Origin of the sequence: Micromonospora sp. NPDC004551, assembly GCF_040609975.1 — a bacterium.
GTDB lineage: Bacteria > Actinomycetota > Actinomycetes > Mycobacteriales > Micromonosporaceae > Micromonospora.
In genome coordinates this window covers 152,473-172,483 of sequence record NZ_JBEXLM010000011.1, presented here as the reverse complement: position 1 = coordinate 172,483, position 20,011 = coordinate 152,473, and the positions used below count along the sequence as shown (strand labels likewise).

The following is a 20,011-nucleotide window of genomic DNA, read 5'->3' as shown; positions in this document are numbered from 1 at the left end:
GAAGGACTTTGCATGAGACTCAAAGCCCTCGCGGCATCGCTGGCCGCAGCGGTCGGCCTGAGCCTGATCCAGCCGTTACCGGCGTCCGCCGCCGAGCCGGATCCCGGCGCCGCCGCCAAGAAGATCGAGTCGAGCCTGAAGGACCGCTTCCGCGCGCAGCCGGCGTCCGACTTCTGGATCACGTTCGACACCAGACCCGACCTCGGGCCGGCGAAGAAGATCGCCGACTGGACCGCTCGCGGTCAGTTCGTCTACGACGCGTTGACCGCGGCGGCGAAGGACTCGCTGGCATCGGTCTCCGCTGAACTCGACCGGGCAGGCGTCAAGTACACCTCCTACCCGATCGCCAACACCGTGCTCGTCAAGGGCGGCACCGAGAAGCTCGCCCTCGACGTGGCCTCGAAGGTGCAGGTCGCCGAGATCCACGCGACGCCGCAGGTCGCGCTGGTCGATCCCGTGGACGAGAAGGTCCCCGCTGACCAGGCTGCCCGCCCCGCCGCCCCGAAGGCCGCCGCCGAGGCAGGCACCACCACGTGGGGCCTGGACGCCATCCACGCACCCGAGGCGTGGGCCATGGGCGCCACCGGCGCGGGCATCACCGTGTCCAACCTCGACTCGGGCGTGCAGTTCGACCACCCCGCCCTGATGCACCAGTACCGCGGCCTGAAGCCCGACGGCACCGTCGACCACAACTACAACTGGATGGCCACCCGGGGCACGTGCACGGGCGCGCCGTGCGACGACAACGGACACGGCACGCACACCATGGGCACCATGGTCGGCGACGACGGCACCAACCACGTCGGCGTCGCCCCGGAAGCGCAGTGGATCGCGACGAACGGCTGCTGCGACAGCAGCGGCGTCGAGTCGCTGCTGCGGTCGGGCTGGTGGCTGCTCGCCCCGACCGACGTCCAGGGAAACAACCCTGACCCGTCCAAGCGCCCCCACGTCATCAACAACTCGTGGGGCCAGACCGTCGAGCACAACTTCGACGACTTCTTCCGGGCCATCGACGAGGCCTGGAGCGCCGCGGGCATCTTCAGCGTCTGGTCGTCGGGCAACACCACGCCGTACGCGGCCTGCGACACCGTCTCCTCGCCCGGCTCCGCCGAGAGCGCCTACTCCGTCGGCGCCTACTCCTCGGACGGCACGCTCGCGTCGTTCTCCCGCAAGGGCGAGGGTGAAGGCGGCCGGATCAAGCCCGAGATCTCCGCTCCGGGCGACTTCGTCCGCTCGTCCTACCCGGGCAACAGCTACACCGAGATGTCCGGCACCTCGATGGCGGCCCCCCACGTCGCCGGCGCCGTCGCGGCGCTGTGGAGCTACGACCCGACCCTCATCGGGCAGGTCGAGGAGACCCGCCGGCTGCTCGGCGAGTCGGCCGTCGACGTCGACGACACCGAGTGCGGCGGCACCGCCGAGATCAACAACAAGTACGGCGAAGGCCGGCTCGACCTCGTCCGCCTGCTCGAGCTCGCGCCCCGGCAGGGCGGCACCCTCACCGGCGTCGTCACCGCTGACGGCGCCCCGGTCCCCGCCGCCGACGTGACGATCAGCGGGCCGTTCAGCCGGTCGATCGGAACCGACAAGGACGGCCGGTTCACCACGAACCTCCCGGTCGGCGACTACCAGCTCAGCACCAAGGTCTTCGGCTACCTGACCGCGACCGCCAACGTCACGATCACCCTCGGCCAGGACACCTCCGTCACGCTGCCCCTCACGGCCGCCGCGAAGCACGACATCAGCGGCAGGGTCGTCGACGACAGGAAGCGGCCCGTCCCGAACGCCGACGTCTCCGTCAAGGACACGCCGCTGAAGCCGGTACGCACGGACGCCGACGGCGCGTTCACCATCAGCGCCGTCCCCGAGGGCGCGTACGCCCTGAACATCAAGCCCAACGCCTGCTTCTCACCCACGACGGTCCCGCTGACCGTCGGCGCGCAGAACGAGTCGCGCGAGATCCCGGTCGGGCTCGTCGTCGACGAGGGCGGCTACAGCTGCGCCGTGTCCGAAGGCGAGTACCTGCGCGGCACCGAGAAGGTCGCGTTCACCAGCGGTGTGTGGGCGACGGTGAAGCTGCCGTTCCCGATCGCGCTCTACAACGGCAGCCACGACACCCTCGGCATCAGCCTGCGCGGCGTGGTCTCCCCGGACACCAGCACCGGACCCGGCAGCGGCGGTGCGGGCGTCTTCCCGTTCTACGTCCAGACCCCCGTCGAGTTCGCCCCCGGCGGCGGCGTCTTCACGGCAGCCACCAAGGTCGACGGCGAGGACGCGTTCGTCGTCGAGTTCCGTAACGCCAAGATCTGGGCCTACCCGATCCGGTCGGAGTACACGGAGCCGGTCAACTACTCGGCCACGCTCACCCGCTCGGGCAAGGTGATCTTCGGGTACGGCGACGGCATCGGCACCGACGACCCGGTGACCGCCGGCGCCAAGACCATCACCGGCATCCAGGGCTGGGCCGGCTTCGACGGCATCCGGTTCTCCGACAACGCCCCGGTGCTGCACGACGGGATGATCGTCACCTACGACCTTCCCGACTGGGGCTACCTCGACGCGACCGTCGTCGACCAGAACGACGGGCTGCCGGTGGCCGGGGCCAAGGTCTCGTTCACGAACAAGAACGGGCTCGTGGAGACCGTCACCACTGGCGGGACGGGCATCGTGCACCGTCAGCTCCCGGTGGGCGACTACACCATGACGGTCGACGCGCGGAACTACACGACCGCGGCGTACCCCTTCTCCCTCGACAAGCTCTACGCGAATGCCAAGATCGACGCGCGTCTGACCACGGGTGTCGCCGGCCTGAAGGCCGACGGCCTCGAGGCGCTGCTGGGCACCGACCAGAACGGCGTGGGCTCGCTGACGCTGACCAACAACGGCTCCGCGCCACTCACGTACGACCTGGGCGAGGCCGCGCGCCACCCCGAGCTCGACGCCGCCGGCGCCACCACGCGCACCGGGACGGGTGCGGCCAGCACGATCGACCTCACCGCCTGGAAGAGCGGTGCGAGCGGCATGAAGCCGTCGAACGTCGACGGCAAGGCGGCGACGTCCAGCGCCGCGGAAGCACAGGCGGCCGGCAAGGTCGGCCCGACCGCCGGCGGTGAGGTCATCACCCGCATTCCCATCCCGGGCACGATCCAGGAGAAGGAGCCCTCCGGCATCGGCTACGACGGTGACGTCTGGGTCCACGACTACATCGCGCGGACCAACACCGCCTACACGGTGACGGGCAAGCGGACCGGGAAGGTCTTCGACGCGTCGTGGAACCCCGCCTACCGGGCGTTCGACATGGCGCTCGACACCAAGACCGGTGACATGTGTCAGATGGAGGACAGCCCGGCCAGCTACATCCACTGCTTCGACCGGGAGACCGGGAAGGAGACCCGGCAGATCAGGGGTGACTGGTCCACGCTGCAGTTGACCGGTCTCGCCTACAACCCGGCGGAGGACGTGTTCTACGTCGGCGGCCGGGCGAACGGCATGATCGGCACCGTCGCCGGCACGTCGCACGACAACGCGGGGGCGCTGCTGTCCTTCTGCGCACCGCCGCTGCCCGAGGTGATGGGCCTGGCCTACAACCAGGCGTCGGACACCATCTGGTACACCGACCTCACCTCGAACCGGCCCACCCGCCTGCTGCAGGTCGACCCCGACGACTGCTCGCTGGTCAACGCGTGGTGGTTCCCCGGCCAGAAGGCGGGCCAGGGCGGCGGCCTCGAGACCGACTCGACCGGGGCGCTGTGGGCGGCCGACCAGATCGCCGACGACGTCGTGCTGGTCGACGTCGAGGACGACCTGCTCACCGACCTGCCGTGGCTGTCGCTGTCCTCGACCGGCGGCACCCTCGCCCCGGGCCAGTCGACCACCGTCAAGGTCTCGATCTCCTCGAAGGACGCCAAGCCAGGGGTCCTCGGGGCGAACATCGTGGTGAGGTCCGACTCCGGACGCCAGTCCAAGACCTACGTCCCGGTGACGCTCACGACCACGAAGTACCAGGTCGGCGTCAACGCCGGCGGCCCGAAGTTCACCGACGGCTCCGGCTACACCTGGTCCGCCGACCAGGCCGCCGGCAAGACGGCGTGGGGCTACGAGGGGAAGACGAAGGTCGCCTCCACGGAGTCCGGGATCGAAGGCACGACGGACGACGCCCTGTTCCAGTCCCAGCGCACCACGCCGGACAAGGACCTGACCTACCGCTTCCCGGACGCACCCAAGGGCACCTACGCCATCGACCTCGGGTTCGCCGAGATCGAGAAGGCGGCCACGGGCAAGCGGGTGTTCGACGTCCTCGTGAACGGAACGCTGACCGACTACGCGTACGACGCGGCCGCGGCCGTGGGGCCGAACGCCGCCGACTGGCGCACCGCCGTCGTGAAGCACGAGGGCGGCCCGCTGACCGTGGAGCTGCGGGGCTCGAAGGGCCTGAAAGCCCCGACCATCGCCGCGCTGCGTGTCACGCTCGACCCGCGCGCAGACACGGCGGAGCCGGAGCCCCAGCCCGAGCAGCCGGAGCCGGGCCCCGTGCCGGTGGCCCCCGCCGGTCGCTCGTACTCGATGAAGGTGACCGAGGGGCTCTACCGCCAGGGCACGGAGGAGTCCGGGTGGCACGGCGATGACCTCTGCGGCGTGCTGTGGTTCGACTCCAGCTTCCTGTTCCCGTTCTACGACACGGCCTGGGACGGCGTGTGCGTGACGACGAACGGCACGCTGACCTTCGACCGCGCCTACACGTCGGGCAGCAACACGGCACTGCCGTCGCGGTACCCGATCGACGCGATCTATCCGTTCTGGGACGACCTCGTCGTCGACGACGAGGCGGGCATCTACTTCGGCAGGACCGAGGTCGACGGCGTGGCCGCTGAGGTCATCGACTGGCGCAACGTCGCCTTCTACAACGACCGGACGGCTCGCGTGAGCTTCTCGGTCACCCTGATCGCCGACGGACGGATCCAGATCGGGTACGGCGACGGCGTCGGCGGCGACAACCCCCTCACCCGGGGGTCGTCGGCGACGGTCGGCGTGGAGAGCCTGACGCGCAACCCCGCGGGCCAGCACTCCTACAACCAGCCCGTCCTGAAGGCCGGCCTGGGCCTGGAGTACACCCTCCCGGCCGCGGGCACGATCGAGGGCACGGTCACCGACAAGAACGACGGCAAGCCGATCGAGGGCGCGATCGTCACCCTCAAGGGACCGGCCGGGGAGCGGGTCATCACGGCCGACGCGAAGGGCCGGTGGAAGGCTCAGGCGCTGGTCGGCGAGAACACCGTGGAGGTGTCGGCGCCGAACTACGTCACCGCCAGCCACCCGGTGACCATCGCCAAGAAGGATCAGGCCGAGGTGCTTGATACGGCGCTGACCACGGGCATCGCCACCGTCACCGGAGGCGACTTCGACTGGCTCCTCGACAAGGACCAGAAGGCGACGGCCGACGTGACCGTCACCAACACCGGCTCCGCCCCGCTCCAGGTGCGGCTCAGCGAGCAGCAGCGCACCAGCGACGGCGGGCACGAGGCCGCCGACCTTCCGTGGCTGACCCTCACGGGCCCGGCCGCAACCGGCACGGTCACGCTGGCGGCCGGGGAGTCCACCACGGTCACGGCGACGGCCGACAACGCCGGCGTCCAGCCCGGCGTGCTCGTCGGGGACGTGCTCGTGGCGTCGAACGCCGGCAAGGGCGAGGCCCAGCTCAAGCCGGTCCGCCTGGCGACCTCGGCCTACTGGAAGGGCGTCGACGCGGGCGGATCCGGGCACGTCGGTGCCGATGGCTTCATCTGGTCGCCCGACCAGGCGCTCGGCTCGCGGCCGTGGGGCTACGTCGGCGGCACGGCGCGTGCCACCAAGGCCGACATCGCCGGCACCGAGGACGACGCGCTGTTCCGCACCCAGCGGACCGGCGAGACGTTCAGCTACGTGTTCAAGAACGCCCCCGCCGGGACGTACCGGATCGGCCTCGACTTCGCGGAGATCGAGAAGGTCAAGGCCGGCAAGTGTGCCTTCGATGTTCTGGCCGACGGCAAGGTCGTGCTGTACGACCACGACGTGCAGGCGAAGGTGGGTGCGCTGACCGTGGACATGAACACGGTCACCGTCGAGCACGCCGGTGGCGATCTGAAGATCGAGCTTCGCCGCGAGATCGGCGAGAGCGACCCGATCCTCAACGCCCTGAAGGTCCAGGAGGACCCGCGCCTGTGAGATAGCGGTGGTCGGAGCCTCCCCGGGAAAGGATCGCCGGGGGGGCTCCGACTACCCGAGCGGGACCTGGACCGCCACGTCGTGCTTGGGGTAGTAGCTCTCCACCGTGTCGGCGCCGTACTTGGCCTTGAACAGCTCCACCACGTGATTGACCCGGTCGGCCTCGGTGATCGGGGTGGCACTCGAACTCAATGCCGTCCCGTTCGCCGACACCTCGATCATCGGGGTCTGCCGGACGTTCTTGTACCACTGGCTGTCCGAGCCGGTCACCGGAACGAGGAAGACGCTGTCCTCGTCCAGCACGAACCACACCGGGTGGGTGATCTGCCGGCCGGTCCTGCGGCCGGTCACGGTGATCTCGACCTCGCGGACCCCATCGAGGGCGTCCCAGACCGCGTTCGCCACGATTTCCCCCTTGCGCCTTTTTCGCCAGGCTAGGCGTTCGCACGCCGGGCCGTCGGGGGTTTCCGCGACCTCGTCACCGCCGGTTCGCGGTCCACTGAGGAGACTTTGCCGCTGTAAGGTTGGCGGGCGGAGCATGGGGGACCGGTCCGACCTCGCTCGGGGGATGGCACAGCATGGATCAGCAGGCCAGGGAACAGTTGAAGCTTCTTCGCAGGCTCGAGAAGGTCATCTCGGAAACCGAGTTCTCCTGGTCGCTGTGCCTGGTCGGTGAGGACCAGTCCCGCAAGCTCAACGAACTGGCCGCCGAGCTGCAGCGCCCGTTCTCGTCCACCGGTGACGAGAAGCGGATCGTGTCCGGCTATTCGTACTGGGGCATCGAACCGGCGGTCAACTGGCAGCGGGCCTGCACGGACCCCAACTATCCGGTCATGCGGGACGGGATCGAGACCTTCAGCCGGCGCTGGCGCAACCTGCACGCCCGGCACAACGGCCGGCCCTACCACTACATCAGCCTCGGGCCCGGCACCGGGGAGAAGGACGCCGTGGTGCTGGCCGATCTCCAGCAGGCGAACCCGGAAATGTACTACGTGCCCGTCGACATGAGCGCGGAAATGCTGCGCCTGGGCCTGAAGCCGATAAAGGCGCTGCCGTTCTTCCGGCAGTTCCGCAATCAACTGCTGCCGGTGCAACTCGACTTCTCGGTCGAGGAGAACGTGGCCGAGCTCAACGAACTTCGCGGCCGGCTGATCGGCGACGAGCCGGTGCTGTTCTCGCTGCTCGGCAACACGATGGCAAACTTCGACGAGGACGTCGAGCTGGTCGAGCGCCTGAGCCGGCAACTCCTGCGCCCGCAGGACCGGCTGATGATCGAGGTCGCCACCGCCTCCCACCTCGACGACCGGATGGCGCAGCAGGCCGCCCGGGAATACGAGACCAGCTGGGTGTTCCGCGAATTCGTCATCAGCGCACTGCGCCAGAACACCGACCTCTCGGTGAACATGAACTACGTCCGCTTCGAGGGGGTGGTCGAGGAGGGGCGGTCACTGGTCATCAAGGTGATCTACTGCAACAAGTCGGCCGAGGACCTGAAGATCGTGCTCCCGAACCGCAGCGAGGTGCACTTCCCCAGCGGCGACACCATCCGGCTCCTGATCACCCGGAAATATCAGCTCAAGGCCCTGGCGGCCGCCCTGGCCAAGGCCGGCCTCTTCGTCGAGAGCGAGGCGTTCACGCAGTTCCAGGCGTACGAGCGGGCCCGCCGGTTCGGCATGGACCTCATGCTCCTGTCGAGCAGCGAAGGCGGCAACGGCCACGACACGGCCGCCCGGGACGTCTTCCGCCGCCCCGGCACATGACGGGCGGACGGCCTCGCCCAGCGCCCCTGCCGTCCTGGGTGACCGCGCCCCGCACCTGGATCATGCTGGTCACCGCCGGCAGCCTCACGGTGGCCTTCGTCGTCAGCGCCGTCTGGTGGACCCGGTCCACCGGCACGTCGAGCTTCGAGCCGACCGTGCAGATCCTCGGCCTGCTCGGCGGCATCACCGGCATCGTCGCCGAACGGTGGGCCGCCGGCCGGGAGCGACGCGCGGAGGCACTCCAGGCCATCGGGGAGGAGCTGCGGGACAACCGGAAGATCCTCACCTCCCCGCCCTTCTCCGCGGGCGCCGCGCAGCCGGCCCGCCGGCAGGTCTACCCCCGGATGAACCTGTCGGCGGTGAACGCCGTCCTGTCCTCGGCGGTGCTGTCCCCACGCCGCGACGAGGCGCTGGCCGGCATGCTGCACGACTGGCGCAACGACGCGGAGGTCTTCAACCACCAGCTCTCCCTCGCCGAGATCCTGGCCTTCACCAACGGATCCGACGACGTGCTCCACGACCTGCACCAGGGGCTGCACAGCGCCGACGGCCCGCTGGAACGGATGCAGGAACACCTGAACGCCCTGCTGGCCACGCCACCCCTGATTGCGCTGCGTAACCCCCGATAGAGGCCCAGCACAGCGGTGCGGCGTCCGAAAAGGATTGCACCCCGACGGTACGATGCACAGCGGGTAATGAAGGCTGCCGTCACCGTGACGGCCGGGCCCATGGGTGATCTGGGCTCCGGACAGCAGTTGAGCCGAACAATCGGGGGAAGACCATGTTCGAGCGCCTGGGCAGATTCGTCGTGGGCAAGGCGTGGTGGGTGATCGCCGGCTGGGTGGTGGCGGCCGCCGCGATCATCCTCACCACGCCGTCGCTGAGCGACATCACCTCTGCCGACCAGGAGAGCTTCCTGCCCCGCACCTACGAGTCGGTGCAGGCCACCGAGCTCGGGCATAAGGCGTTCCCGCAGCAGGCCACCGCCACCGCCACGATCGTGGTCAAGCGCGCCGACGGGCAGAAACTCACCCCCGCCGACGAGGCGAAGGTCGGTCAGGTCGCCCAGTCGCTCAAGGCCCGCAACATCCCGCGGACGTCCGGCTACATGACCGGCCCGCCGGCCGTCGCGCCCGACAAGTCGGTGCAGGTGGTCAACGTCGGCCTCGACGCCGCCACCCCCGACGACCCGGCGCTGCTCGACGCCGTACGCGACCTGCGCGCCGCCCTCGGCCCGGAGCTGGCCGGCAGCGGGCTGACCGCCGGCGTGGCCGGCGACGTGGCCAGCTTCGTCGACAACGAGGACACCTTCAACAAGGCCTTCGCCGTCGTCGGCGTCGCGACGATCATTCTGATCATCGGACTGATCCTGATCATCTTCCGCAGCCCCATCGCCGCGCTGCTGCCCGTCGTGGTCGTCAGCGCCGTCCTGACCATCACCACCGGGCTGGTCGCCGCCGCCGGCAAGGCGTTCGACCTCAACGTGAGCCAGGACCTGCAGACGATCCTGCTGATCGTGCTGTTCGGCATCGGCACCGACTACATCCTGTTCCTGCTCTTCCGCTACCGCGAACGGCTGCGCGCCGGCGACGACAAGCGCACCGCGATGATCGTCTCCGTCCAGCGGGTCGGCGAGGTCATCACCTCGGCAGCCGGAGCCGTCATCGTCGCGTTCCTCGTGCTGCTCCTCGCTTCCCTGGGCTTCTTCGGCTCGCTCGGCCCGGCGCTCGCCATCGCCGTCGCCGTCATGCTGATCACCTCGCTCACCCTCATCCCCGCCGTCGTCTCCCTGCTCGGCCGGTACGTCTTCTGGCCCTCCAAGGCATGGCAGCGCGCCCCCAAGGCCACCCTGTCGCGCCGCCTCGGCACCACCGTCGGCCGCCGCCCCGCCCTCGTCGCGGCGGCCTCCGGCATCGTGCTGATCGCGCTCGCCGCGGGCGTGCTCAGCTACAAAGCCGACTACGACTTCAGCGCCGGCTTCCCGCAGGACACCGAGTCGGCCAAGGCCGCCAAGGACCTGCAGCGCGGCTTCGCCGCCGGCGCCCTCGCCCCCACCGAGGTCTACCTGACCACCGGCAACGGGACGCCACTGACCGAGCAGCAGGTCACCGACTTCGCCGCCGCCGTGACGAAGGCGCCCGGCGTGGGCCAGGCGCAGCCGCCGGAGCGCAGCAGCGACCCGAGCGTGGCCCGGGTCAACCTGCTGCTGAACGAGAACCCGGTCTCCAACGAGGCGATCACGCTCGTCCGCGATGACCTGCGCGACGCCGTACACGCGGCGGCACCGCCCGGCACCAAGGCGCTGGTCGGCGGGACCACGGCGATCTTCGCCGACATCAACTCGGCGAACAACCGCGACCTGTCGGTGATCCTGCCGGTCGCGGCCGGATTGATCGCGCTGATCCTCGCGCTGCTGCTGCGCAGCCTCGTTGCGCCGATCTACCTGGTGATCGCGGTGCTGCTCAACTTCGCCGCGACGCTGGGGGCGACGGTCTACCTCTTCCAGGGGCTCCAGGGCAAGCCCGGGGTGACCTTCCAGTTGCCGATCATCCTGTACCTGTTCGTGGTGGCGATCGGGACGGACTACAACATCCTCATGATCGCCCGGCTGCGGGAGGAGGCTCGCGAGGGCAACGAGCCGCACGAGGCCGCCGCCATCGGCGTGGAGCATGCGGGGCCGACCGTCGCCGCAGCGGGCCTCATCCTGGCCGGGACCTTCGGGGTGTTGATGCTGGCACCGATCTCGTTCCTGCAGCAGATGGGCTTCGCCGTCGCGATCGGGATCGTGCTGTCGGCGTTCGTCATGTCGATGTTCTTCGTGCCGGCGTTGACGGCGCTGATCGGGCACAAGGCCTGGTGGCCGGGGCATGGCGATGAACGGCCGGCCAACGGGCGGCACGCGGCGCCGGAGCCCGCGACCGTCGCGGAGGCGTAGGCGCAGGACCCGAGGTTCCAGCAGGCCGCCGCCGGTACATCGCGGTTAGGCGCAACCCGGACCGGCGTACGGGCGTCTCAAGGAGGTGGAGACAGTGCGCATGCACCGGCGGCGGGCGCTGGCCTGGATCACGGTCGTGGCCCTGCTCGGTGGTTGCGGGTCCGCCGGGAACAGCCCCGCCGCCGACCCGCGCGACGGGCTGCGCCAGCAGGCAGACGGCGCCCTGACCCGGTACGACCAGGCGGTTCGCGCCGCGGGAGGTGCGCCCTTCGTTCCGGTCGGGGAGCTGACCCGCCAACTCGGCGACTGGGAACCGGCGAACGGGTCCTATAAGGAAGCCCTGTCGGCCGGCCGCGTCGAGGCCGCCTCGACCCTGCCCGGGGCTCCGACGTCGGCGGGCACCATCGTCTGGGCCGACGGCAACCGTCGGGACGTGCCGTTGATCTCGGCGGACAGGGCGTTGGCGCAGCTGCGTGCCGCGGGCACGGGCGACTGTTCCGGCTGCACGCCGCTCAAGCTCACCGGGGCTCGCCTGACCACGATGACGGTCCCGACCACCCGCGGCCCGGCGACCGCCCCGGCGTGGGAATACACCCTCGCCGGAACGGCCGTGCGGCTGGCGCGGGTGGCGGTGGATCTCTCGGCCATCGTCCGGGTGACCCCACCGCCCTGGGACGCCGAGCACCCGCACGAGGGGCTGGCGATCGAGTCGGCGACCACCACGACCGCGCGCAGCGAACTGACCGTCACGTTCACCGGCGTACCCGGCCCCGGCAGCAAGCCGTGCGGGGCCGACTACAGCGCCGAGGCGGTCGAGTCGGACCTGGCGGTCGTCGTGATCGTCATCGAGTACCGGCACGCCAAGGACGAGGCATGCGGGGACATCGGAGCGGAGCGCAGCGCCACCCTCACGCTGTCGCGGCCACTGGGGGAGCGGGCAGTGCTGGAGGTGACGCAGGGCCGGCCGGTGCAGCTGACCATCACCGGCTGACCGTCACGCTGTCCCGGCTCGGCCCCTCCCCGCGTCGACCTCGTTCACGTGCTGGACGCCGGCGTGCGGCGGGGTGGCGGTCCAGTTCGACGCAGGCGGCGTCAAACTGGACGCCACCTCTGCCGACCACGCTGCAGCCACCATTTGCGGGTGGACGAAATCCGAGCGGACGCGGGCCACCATAGATCTTGACTGACGGTGAGACGGCGACGACCCTTTGTGTAGCTGCGGCAGCCGGGGGTGACCTACCCCGACGCCTCGACTGCGCGGCCTTCTGGATCGCCTCGCCGGAAGGACTCTCATGAGGAGTGCAAGAAGGTCCAATCACCCGCGTCGACTCCTGGCCCTGCTCGCCCTACCGCTGGCGCTCGCCGTCAGCGCCCCCGGCCTCGCCAACCCCACGACAGACAACACCGTCGCCCCCGACCGGTCCTCGACCGGCGAACAGAACGGCGTCGGCCTCATGCGCATCGTCGTCGCCGACAAGTCCGGCATCGACCGCCTCAACCAACTCGGCGTTGACCTCGCCGAGTACGTCAAGCCCGCCGACAACGGCATCGAGGTGCACGCCATCCTCAGCCCCGAGGAGAGCCAGGCGCTGCGCGACAAGGGCTTTGACGTCCAGGACGCCATCTCCGACCAGAGCGACTACGCGCAGAACATGGCCGAACGGTCCGCCGCCATCCGCGCCGCGACGGCGGCGACCGCCACCACCGACACCCTGACCGTGCTGCGGGCCGAATGGTTCACCAGCCTCGACAACCAGCTCTTCCTCAACATCGAGGTGAAGTCGAGCGCCGGCACCGACTCGACGACGGTGCTGACGGCCAGCTGGGACAGCGGATCCGGCACGGCCATCGGCTCCGGCGGCACCGCCACCATGTCGCGGTTCACCGACGCCGGCCAGTACATGTACCACCGGTTCAGCAACCCGGTCCCCATCACCGCCGCACCGGCCAAGGCCACCATCACCAGCAACAAGGGCGCCTCGGTCACCGTCGACGTCGCCAAGTGGCTGGGCAGCCCGCGCAAGGACCCCGGCAAGCACCCGTACGTGTCGGACTTCGTCGACCACTACATGGACCCGACCGAGGTCACCGCCCGGTTCACCGGCCTGGCCGCCGAGTTCCCGAGGCTCACCGAGCTGATCAACCTGCCGTACAAGACGAACGGCTACCGGCGCCAGGCGCAGGCGCAGTTCGGCACCGCCGCGGCCAGCACCGTCTACGTCACCTCCACGGCGTACGGCTCCGAGGGCGGCAACGACATCACCATGGCGCTGGTCAACCCGGGCACCGCCAACGCCCCGTTGACCGTCAGCGTGTCCGGCAAGGCCGTCACGGTCAGCCTGGCCACCAACGGCTCCGGCGCGATCACCAGCACGGCCGCGCAGGTCGTCGCCGCGGTCAACGCCAACGCCGACGCAGCCAAGCTGCTCACCGCCAGCACGTACCGGGGCAACGCCGGCACCGGCGTGGTGGCCGCCGCTCCGGTGACCCAGCTGACCGACAACCTGAAGGCGCCGGCGAGCGTGTCCCGCGAGCCGTTCCAGATGAAGGTGCTGCGCATCGGCAAGCACCGCGACGGCTCGAAGGTCGGCGTCTTCCTCTACTGCCAGGAACACGCCCGGGAATGGGTCACCCCGCTGGTCTGCGTCGAGTCGGCCGAGCGGCTGCTGCGCAACTACGCCAAGGACCCGGACACCCGCAAGATCGTCGACGACCTGGACATCTTCATCCTGCCGGTCGTCAACCCCGACGGCGCGCACTACAGCATGTACGACTACAACATGCAGCGCCGGAACATGACCAACTACTGCCCGGCGGCCAACGCCGACCCCGGCCGCCGCAACGCCTGGGGCGTCGACATCAACCGGAACTTCTCCGTCGGCTCCGTCTTCGACGGCTACGTCGGCGCGTCGGCGACCAGCTGCACCAGCGACACCTTCGCCGGGCCGAATGAGCTGTCCGAGCCGGAGGCGCGCAACGAGGTCTGGCTGGTCGACACCTTCCCGAACATCAAGCTCTCCATGAACACCCACTCCTACGGCGGGTACTTCATGTGGCCGCCCGGGGCGTACAAGGCCGAGGGGCGCGAGGTGCTGCCGCGGGTCGACCAGGGCACCGAGGCATACTTCTGGACCTCCTCGGACTACATCCTCTCCCGGGTCCAGGAATACCGAGGCACGGCGATCTGGCCGGGCCGCACCGGACCGGTGACCGACGTGCTCTACTCGGCAGCCGGCAACAGCGCCGACGAGCACTGGTACAACCGGGGCATCATCGGCTGGGACTTCGAGGTCGGCGCCGACATCTACAACCCGGAGACCGGGCGGTTCAGCGCGGTCGGGTTCCAGCCGCCGTTCGCCGAGGGGCACGAGGAGGCGATGGAGTTCGCCAACGGCAACATCGCCATTCTCGAGGTGGCCCGGGCGTACGCGACGGACAAGATCCAGCCGAAGACGTCGCTGAAGATTGTCAAGCAGGAGGCTGGGTCTACCGCCTTCACCTTCAGCACTAGCGAGCCGGCGAACGTGTACTACACGCTTGATGGGAGTCGGCCTACGTACAGCTCGCCGAAGGTGGCCCTGGCGGGGATGCGTGAGGGGGTCCAGAGCATCACGGTGAACAGCGACACGACCGTGAACTGGTTCTCGATCGACATCGCCGGCAACGTGGAGGGCAACTACAAGCCGGACGGCGAGGGCAAGAACTACAACAAGCAGACGGTAGGCGTCCAGTAGGCAATGCGCCGCTTGAACGCTGGTGGCCGCCGACCACGGGTCGGCGGCCGGCAGCGTGCGGACGGCGGCCCCATACGAAGTGCTGACGCATCCGGGCGCAAGCGATCATGCCCGATCGGTCTGGCAGCCGTCGTCCGGCTGTCGCTGCGTTCGAGCTCCGGATGACAATTGTTGTTGCGGGCACTATTGCCTGTGCAGGTTCTTGACAGGTATTGACTGGCCGACGGAGCCGCCCGATCGGGTGAACGCTCGGGGTCCCGGTGGCTGGCGTGCCGCAGGTAGTGTTTCGGATACCGCCGGTGGGGAGGTGGTAGTGCCGCATCACGTGTGCTGACATCGGACCAGACCTCGTCACCGGGCCAGTCCGACCCGCCAGAACGCAAGGGTGCCACATGCTCTCCCGCTCACCGTCCACCACGGAATCACCGGCGCTGATCCTGGACCGTGCCACCTCCCTGGTCGACTATCTGATGGCCGTCCGCGCCCAGATGGAGAAGCCCGGCCGGACGGTGCCGCAGGCCGACGCGTTCTGGCAGCACGAACTACCTGCCCACGCGGACTGCCAGGTGGGTGTCTCGCCCGACGGCAGCACCTGGCTGCGGGTCGGTCTCCCGACCGCGCCGAAGCAGCTTCGGCCACCCGCGGAATTGAGCCCGTGTGTCGCCGGACCGCTGTCGTACGAGACCGAACCGCAGCTGGCTGGCGACGAGGAGACGGTCGAGCGTCTGCGTGAGCGGTTCGAGCAATGGCGGGAGCGAGACTGGCGCCCGTGGGCCGAGGAGGCTCGGCGTACGGAGGCTGTACGTCGGCTGCACCGGAGCCTGTTCGACCTCAAGCACCGCGTCGACATGAACGCGGCCACCCACGAGCTGGTGTGGGGGCATGGCGTCCTGCGCACGGACGTGGGCGCAAACCGCGTGCAGTACCCGCTGATCGTGACCCCGGTGGCCATCGAGTTCGACGCCGACCGGTCGATGATCACGGTGGTGCCGCAGGGCGCCGGACGGCTCCAGGCCGACCCGCTGACCGGCCTCGACGAGCGGTACCTCAGCCAGCTGCTCGACCTCGCAGGCTCCGGCGGTCAGCTCGACCTCGACGTCTGGGACGACTTCACCCGTCAGGAGTTCCTCGAACGGGCGCTGCGCCGACTCGGGCTCGACCCGACCCTTCGCGCCGCCGACGCTCTCGCCCCCGCCAACTCGTACGTCCACGACACCGGAGTGCTCTTCGTCCGGCCTCGGCAGCGGATGCTGCGCCGCTTCCTCGAGGAACTGCGTGCTCGCTTGTTGAGCGGTGACACGGCGAGCATCGGTGCGCTTGCTGCCATCCTCGCGCATGAGCCGAGCCGCCTGGAGATGCCGCACGACCAGCCGGCCCGGTGGACGCCGCTGGGTGAGCGGCTGCTCATGCCGCTGCCCACCAACGAGGCGCAGGAGTCCATCGCCCGCCGGCTCGCCCAGCACCGCAACGTGGCCGTCCAGGGCCCGCCCGGCACCGGCAAGACCCACACCATCCGCAACCTGATCTGCCACCTGATGGCTCACGGTAAGCGGGTGCTCGTGGTTGCCCAGAAGGAGGACCCGCTGCGTGTCCTGCGCGACGGTCTGCCTCAGGAAATCCAGTCGCTCTGCCTGGCCGTACTCGGCCGCTCCACCGACCAGCTCGTCCAGCTCCAGCTCGCCGCGCGGGAACTCTCCGACCGGGGCGCAACCCTGGACCGGCCCAGCGAGCAGCAGCGGGTGGACCGGCTGCGACGGCAGCTCGAGGAAGCCGAACGGGACCTCGGCCAGGCGCTCGGAGCGCTGCGCAGCCTCGCCGAGAACGAGTCCGCACAGTACGAGATCGACGGGATTCGGCTGTCGCCGAGCGACGTCGGCAGCTGGCTGCGAGACCGCGCCGGCCGGTACGGCGACATTCCCGACGAGATCCCGCCGCACCTCGACGCCCCGCTCACCGTCGAGGAGTTCACCGACCTGCTCGACATCGCCCGCCGTACCGTCCGTCAGGACCGCACGCAGTCGCTGCGGCACCTGCCGACGGCGGCCGCGCTGCCGACCGCCTCGGCGCTCCTCGCCGCGCGGCGGGAACTGGCCGCCACCCGCGCCGAGCTCGACCGGCTGATCGCGGACGGGGTGACGCTCGCGGAGGTGCGGGCGTTCGGGCGGCCTGCGCTCGACGAACTGGTCGGACACTTGCGCGAGGCGCTCGCGGTCCTGGCCTCCCGCGAGGGCGCCTGGACGGACAGGCTTGCCAGGCTGCTGCAGGCCGATCCCAACTGGCGGGCGATGTGGGAGGATCACGTCGCGGCCTGCCGGCGCGCGCTCGCCGAGATCGCTGCGTCGACCCGGGTGGTTGCCGGGCACCGGGTGACCGTCTCCGATCCGCACCTCGCCGAACCGCGCTGGCTGCTGGCGCAGCTCGGCGAACTGCGTCAGCGCTTCGCCGCCGGCAAGGGCGTCAGCAAACTCTTCCAGGGGACCCTGGCCAAGCTCGCGGCCGACTGCCGTATCGACGGTGAGATCCTGCGTACCACCCAGGATGTCGATGTCGTCCTCGCGTACGTCAACCGCCTGCGGCTCCGGCAGGAAGTGGCCACCCGGTGGACCGAGTGGGGGAGCCGGCTCAACCTGCCGCAGGAAACCGGCGAACCCGAACTCTGGGCCGGCCGGCTGCTCACCGACGCGGCGACCGCACTGGACTGGGACCGCCGGCGCTGGCCCACCCTGCACGCGACGATCCGCCGCCTGGTGCCCCGGGTTGAGCTGGCTGTCGACGTACGCCGGCTGGCGGCGCTCACCGACACGGTCGCTCGTTGCACGGCGGTCTTCGAGTACGACCGGCTGGTCACCGACGAGCAGAACCTCGGTGCGCTGCTGCAGCACGGCATGTCGAACGCCGAGGCGAGCGAGCTGTGGCGGCTGCTTGACCAGAGCCGCCAGCGGGCCGACGTCGAAGGCTGGGACGGCCTCCTGGACGAGGTGCGGCGTCTGGCCGGACTACGCCCGGATGCGCAACGGTTCGTCGACCTCGCTGAACGGCTCCGCCAAGCGGCCCCCGCATGGACCACCGAGATTGACGCTGGCGAGGCGTCCGCCCTCACCGGCTCCGGCGGCGAATGTTTGCACCGGTGGCAGTGGCGCCGCGCCCAGACCTGGTTCGACGCCGTCGTGGGCAGCGTCGACCCGGTGGCGCTCGGGCGGCGGGTCGAGCAGACGCGGGACCGCATCCGGCGGCTCACCCAGGAACTCGTCGTCGCCTCCTCCTGGCTCGAGGTTTCCCTTGCGCTCGACGACCGCCGGCGGGCCGCGCTCGCCGACTGGACCACTGCCCTTCGCAAGATCGGCAAGGGCACGGGAAAGAACGCCGCCCAGTGGCAGGCGCACGCCCAGCGGGCCATGAGCGCCGCCGTCGACGCCGTGCCGGTCTGGGTCATGTCCGTCGACCGGGCCATCGAGCAGTTCGCCGGCGGGGCGCACTTCGACGTCGTGATCGTCGACGAGGCGTCGCAGGCCGACATGTTCTCCCTGCCCGTCCTCAGCCTGGCCGAACGGGCCGTCGTCGTCGGGGACGACCAGCAGATCGGCCCGCAGCTGTCGTTCGTAGGCACGGTCACCGGCCTGATCAACTCGCACCTGGTCGACGTGCCCTCCGCGGAGCATTTCGACCCGGAGAGCAGCCTCTACGACCACGCCGTCCGACGCTCTCCGGAGCGGATCCTGCTCACCGAGCACTTCCGCTCCGTGCCCGCGATCATCGGGTTCTCCAGCGAGACGTACTACGGCGGGGAGATCGAACCGCTGCGCACCGACCGGCCCGCCGGTATCGGCGACCCCGTCATCGCCGTGCATGTGCCGGAGGGCATCCGCCAGGGCGTTCTTGGCTACGGCGACGTCAACGTCCCCGAGGCCGAAGCCCTCGTCGCACGGGTCGCGGCGATCGTCGCCGACCCCGCGTACGAGGGACGCAGCATCGGGGTGGTGAGCCTGCTCAGCACCAGCGGCCAGGCCCTCTACCTGCTCACCCGCCTCCGCGAGGAGATCGGCGAGGAGGAGATGGAACGGCGCCGGCTTCGCGTCGGTGACTCGTACACCTTCCAAGGCGACGAGCGGGACATCGTCCTGGTGTCGATGGTCGTGGAGCCCCACCACGGCCCGGTCTCCGCCTTCACCAAACGTGACCATCACCGGCGGGTCAATGTCGCCGCCTCCCGGGCAAGGGACCAGCTGTGGGTCTTCCACTCCGTGCAGCCGGCCGACCTGCGCGAGGACGACGCGCGCGGGCTGCTGCTCACCTACTGCCGGAACGTCACCGCCGCCGACGAGGCGTATGACGACATGGAGAAACGCTGCGACAGCGACTTCGAACGCGAGGTGCTGCGCCACATGCTGCGCCGCGGGTACCGACCGTTGCCACAGTTCCGCATCGGCGCGTACCGGATCGACTTCGTCCTGCCCGCGCCGGACGGGCGGCGGCTCGCCATCGAGTGCGACGGTGACGCGTACCACGGGCCGGACCAGTGGGAGAGCGACATGCGCCGGCAAGCAGTGCTGGAGCGGGTTGGCACCTGCGTCTTTGTGCGGATCCGGGGGAGTGTGTTCAGCCGGGATCCGGAGGCCGCACTGGAGCCGCTCTGGCAACGTATCGAGGAGCTGGGGATAACGGTGCCGGAGCCTGCCGTTCCACAGCCCCGGACCGAGGCACCAGCGACCGTGAAGGCTGAGATCGGCGAGGCGTATAGGAGTGAGTTGTCGGCAAGTGCCACCGAAGCTGCCGCCGCCGATGACGAGCTGATGACATCCGTTCAGGATTCGCGAGCCGACGGTCGCGCTGCGACCGTGGCCGGGGGGGGTGGCAGAGCAGCAGCTGCACGACCGGCACGTCACGGGCAGGGTCGAAACATCAGACGAGCCCGTTCAGACCGCGCCCGCCGCGGGCGGTGGCGCTTCGGCCTCGATTTCGAGCAGTACGGTGATGTCCGCGGCCTCCGAAAGGCCGACGAGCCCGAAGAAGGAGGTCGATTCTTCGCCTGCCGAATCGGCCGCCATAAGCGGCAGTACGCGAACGGAACGTTCCCAGGCGCAGAAGGTGTCTGAAGCGACGGCCGAAGAGGCGGACGAGCACCAAGACGAGGATGCTGCCGACGAATGGGTGCCTCCCGGCTACCGCAGCGTTGCCTGGCTACGTCCCTACGAGGCGATGGCCGCTCTCGAAAGCTATCGACGGAGCTGTGACGTTCCGATCCGACATGGGGGCAAGGTCCTGGGCTGGGCTCGATACCAGCAGGATGCCTCCGCCGCAGATCGCCCTCATCGGGCTGATGTGAGGATTGACCGGGCAGAGGCAACTGGCCCGCGAGTCGTCTGCTGGGTGCGTCATAGCGA

8 protein-coding genes are annotated in these 20,011 nt (G+C 69.8%); 7 read left to right on the top strand and 1 reads right to left on the bottom strand.

Annotation, left to right across the window (positions count from 1 at the left end; translation table 11 throughout):
* Nucleotides 1-12 precede the first annotated feature (12 nt).
* On the top strand, nucleotides 13-6,201 hold the full coding sequence (locus ABZW14_RS15930) for a S8 family serine peptidase (RefSeq protein ID WP_355346142.1): 6,189 nt from the start codon (nucleotides 13-15) through the stop codon (nucleotides 6,199-6,201).
* Nucleotides 6,202-6,252: 51 nt separating this feature from the next.
* Here ABZW14_RS15930 and ABZW14_RS15925 read toward each other — a convergent pair whose 3' ends face one another.
* Nucleotides 6,253-6,606, bottom strand: a complete 354-nt coding sequence (locus ABZW14_RS15925) for a nitroreductase/quinone reductase family protein (protein WP_091269488.1) — start codon at nucleotides 6,604-6,606, stop codon at nucleotides 6,253-6,255.
* A gap of 173 nt (nucleotides 6,607-6,779) precedes the next feature.
* Here ABZW14_RS15925 and ABZW14_RS15920 point away from each other — a divergent pair, with 173 nt between their 5' ends.
* From ABZW14_RS15920 to ABZW14_RS15895, 6 genes are all read left to right on the top strand, one after another.
* Nucleotides 6,780-7,961, top strand: a complete 1,182-nt coding sequence (locus tag ABZW14_RS15920) for an L-histidine N(alpha)-methyltransferase (RefSeq protein ID WP_355346138.1) — start codon at nucleotides 6,780-6,782, stop codon at nucleotides 7,959-7,961.
* A 38-nt stretch (nucleotides 7,962-7,999) separates the two neighbouring features.
* Entirely contained in the window at nucleotides 8,000-8,590 is a 591-nt protein-coding gene (locus ABZW14_RS15915; protein WP_355346135.1) for a hypothetical protein, read from the top strand.
* 152 nt (nucleotides 8,591-8,742) lie between these two features.
* Nucleotides 8,743-10,896, top strand: a complete 2,154-nt coding sequence (locus tag ABZW14_RS15910; RefSeq protein WP_355346132.1) for an MMPL family transporter — start codon at nucleotides 8,743-8,745, stop codon at nucleotides 10,894-10,896.
* Between the two features lie 94 nt (nucleotides 10,897-10,990).
* Nucleotides 10,991-11,887: a hypothetical protein gene (locus ABZW14_RS15905; protein ID WP_355346129.1), complete on the top strand. Its 897-nt coding sequence runs from the start codon at nucleotides 10,991-10,993 to the stop codon at nucleotides 11,885-11,887.
* Between the two features lie 301 nt (nucleotides 11,888-12,188).
* Entirely contained in the window at nucleotides 12,189-14,630 is a 2,442-nt protein-coding gene (locus ABZW14_RS15900) for a M14 family zinc carboxypeptidase (RefSeq protein WP_355346126.1), read from the top strand.
* Between the two features lie 392 nt (nucleotides 14,631-15,022).
* Complete coding sequence (locus ABZW14_RS15895; RefSeq protein ID WP_355346123.1) at nucleotides 15,023-19,723, top strand: AAA domain-containing protein; 4,701 nt, start codon at nucleotides 15,023-15,025, stop codon at nucleotides 19,721-19,723.
* The last annotated feature ends 288 nt before the right edge of the window (nucleotides 19,724-20,011 follow it).

Excerpts from the sequence above, each read along its gene's own strand:
- ABZW14_RS15930 (WP_355346142.1), top strand. The coding sequence starts at position 13 with ATGAGACTCAAAGCCCTCGCGGCATCGCTGGCCGCAGCGGTCGGCCTG.
- ABZW14_RS15920 (WP_355346138.1), top strand. The coding sequence starts at position 6,780 with ATGGATCAGCAGGCCAGGGAACAGTTGAAGCTTCTTCGCAGGCTCGAG.
- ABZW14_RS15910 (WP_355346132.1), top strand. The coding sequence starts at position 8,743 with ATGTTCGAGCGCCTGGGCAGATTCGTCGTGGGCAAGGCGTGGTGGGTG.
- ABZW14_RS15900 (WP_355346126.1), top strand. The coding sequence starts at position 12,189 with ATGAGGAGTGCAAGAAGGTCCAATCACCCGCGTCGACTCCTGGCCCTG.
- ABZW14_RS15895 (WP_355346123.1), top strand. The coding sequence starts at position 15,023 with ATGCTCTCCCGCTCACCGTCCACCACGGAATCACCGGCGCTGATCCTG.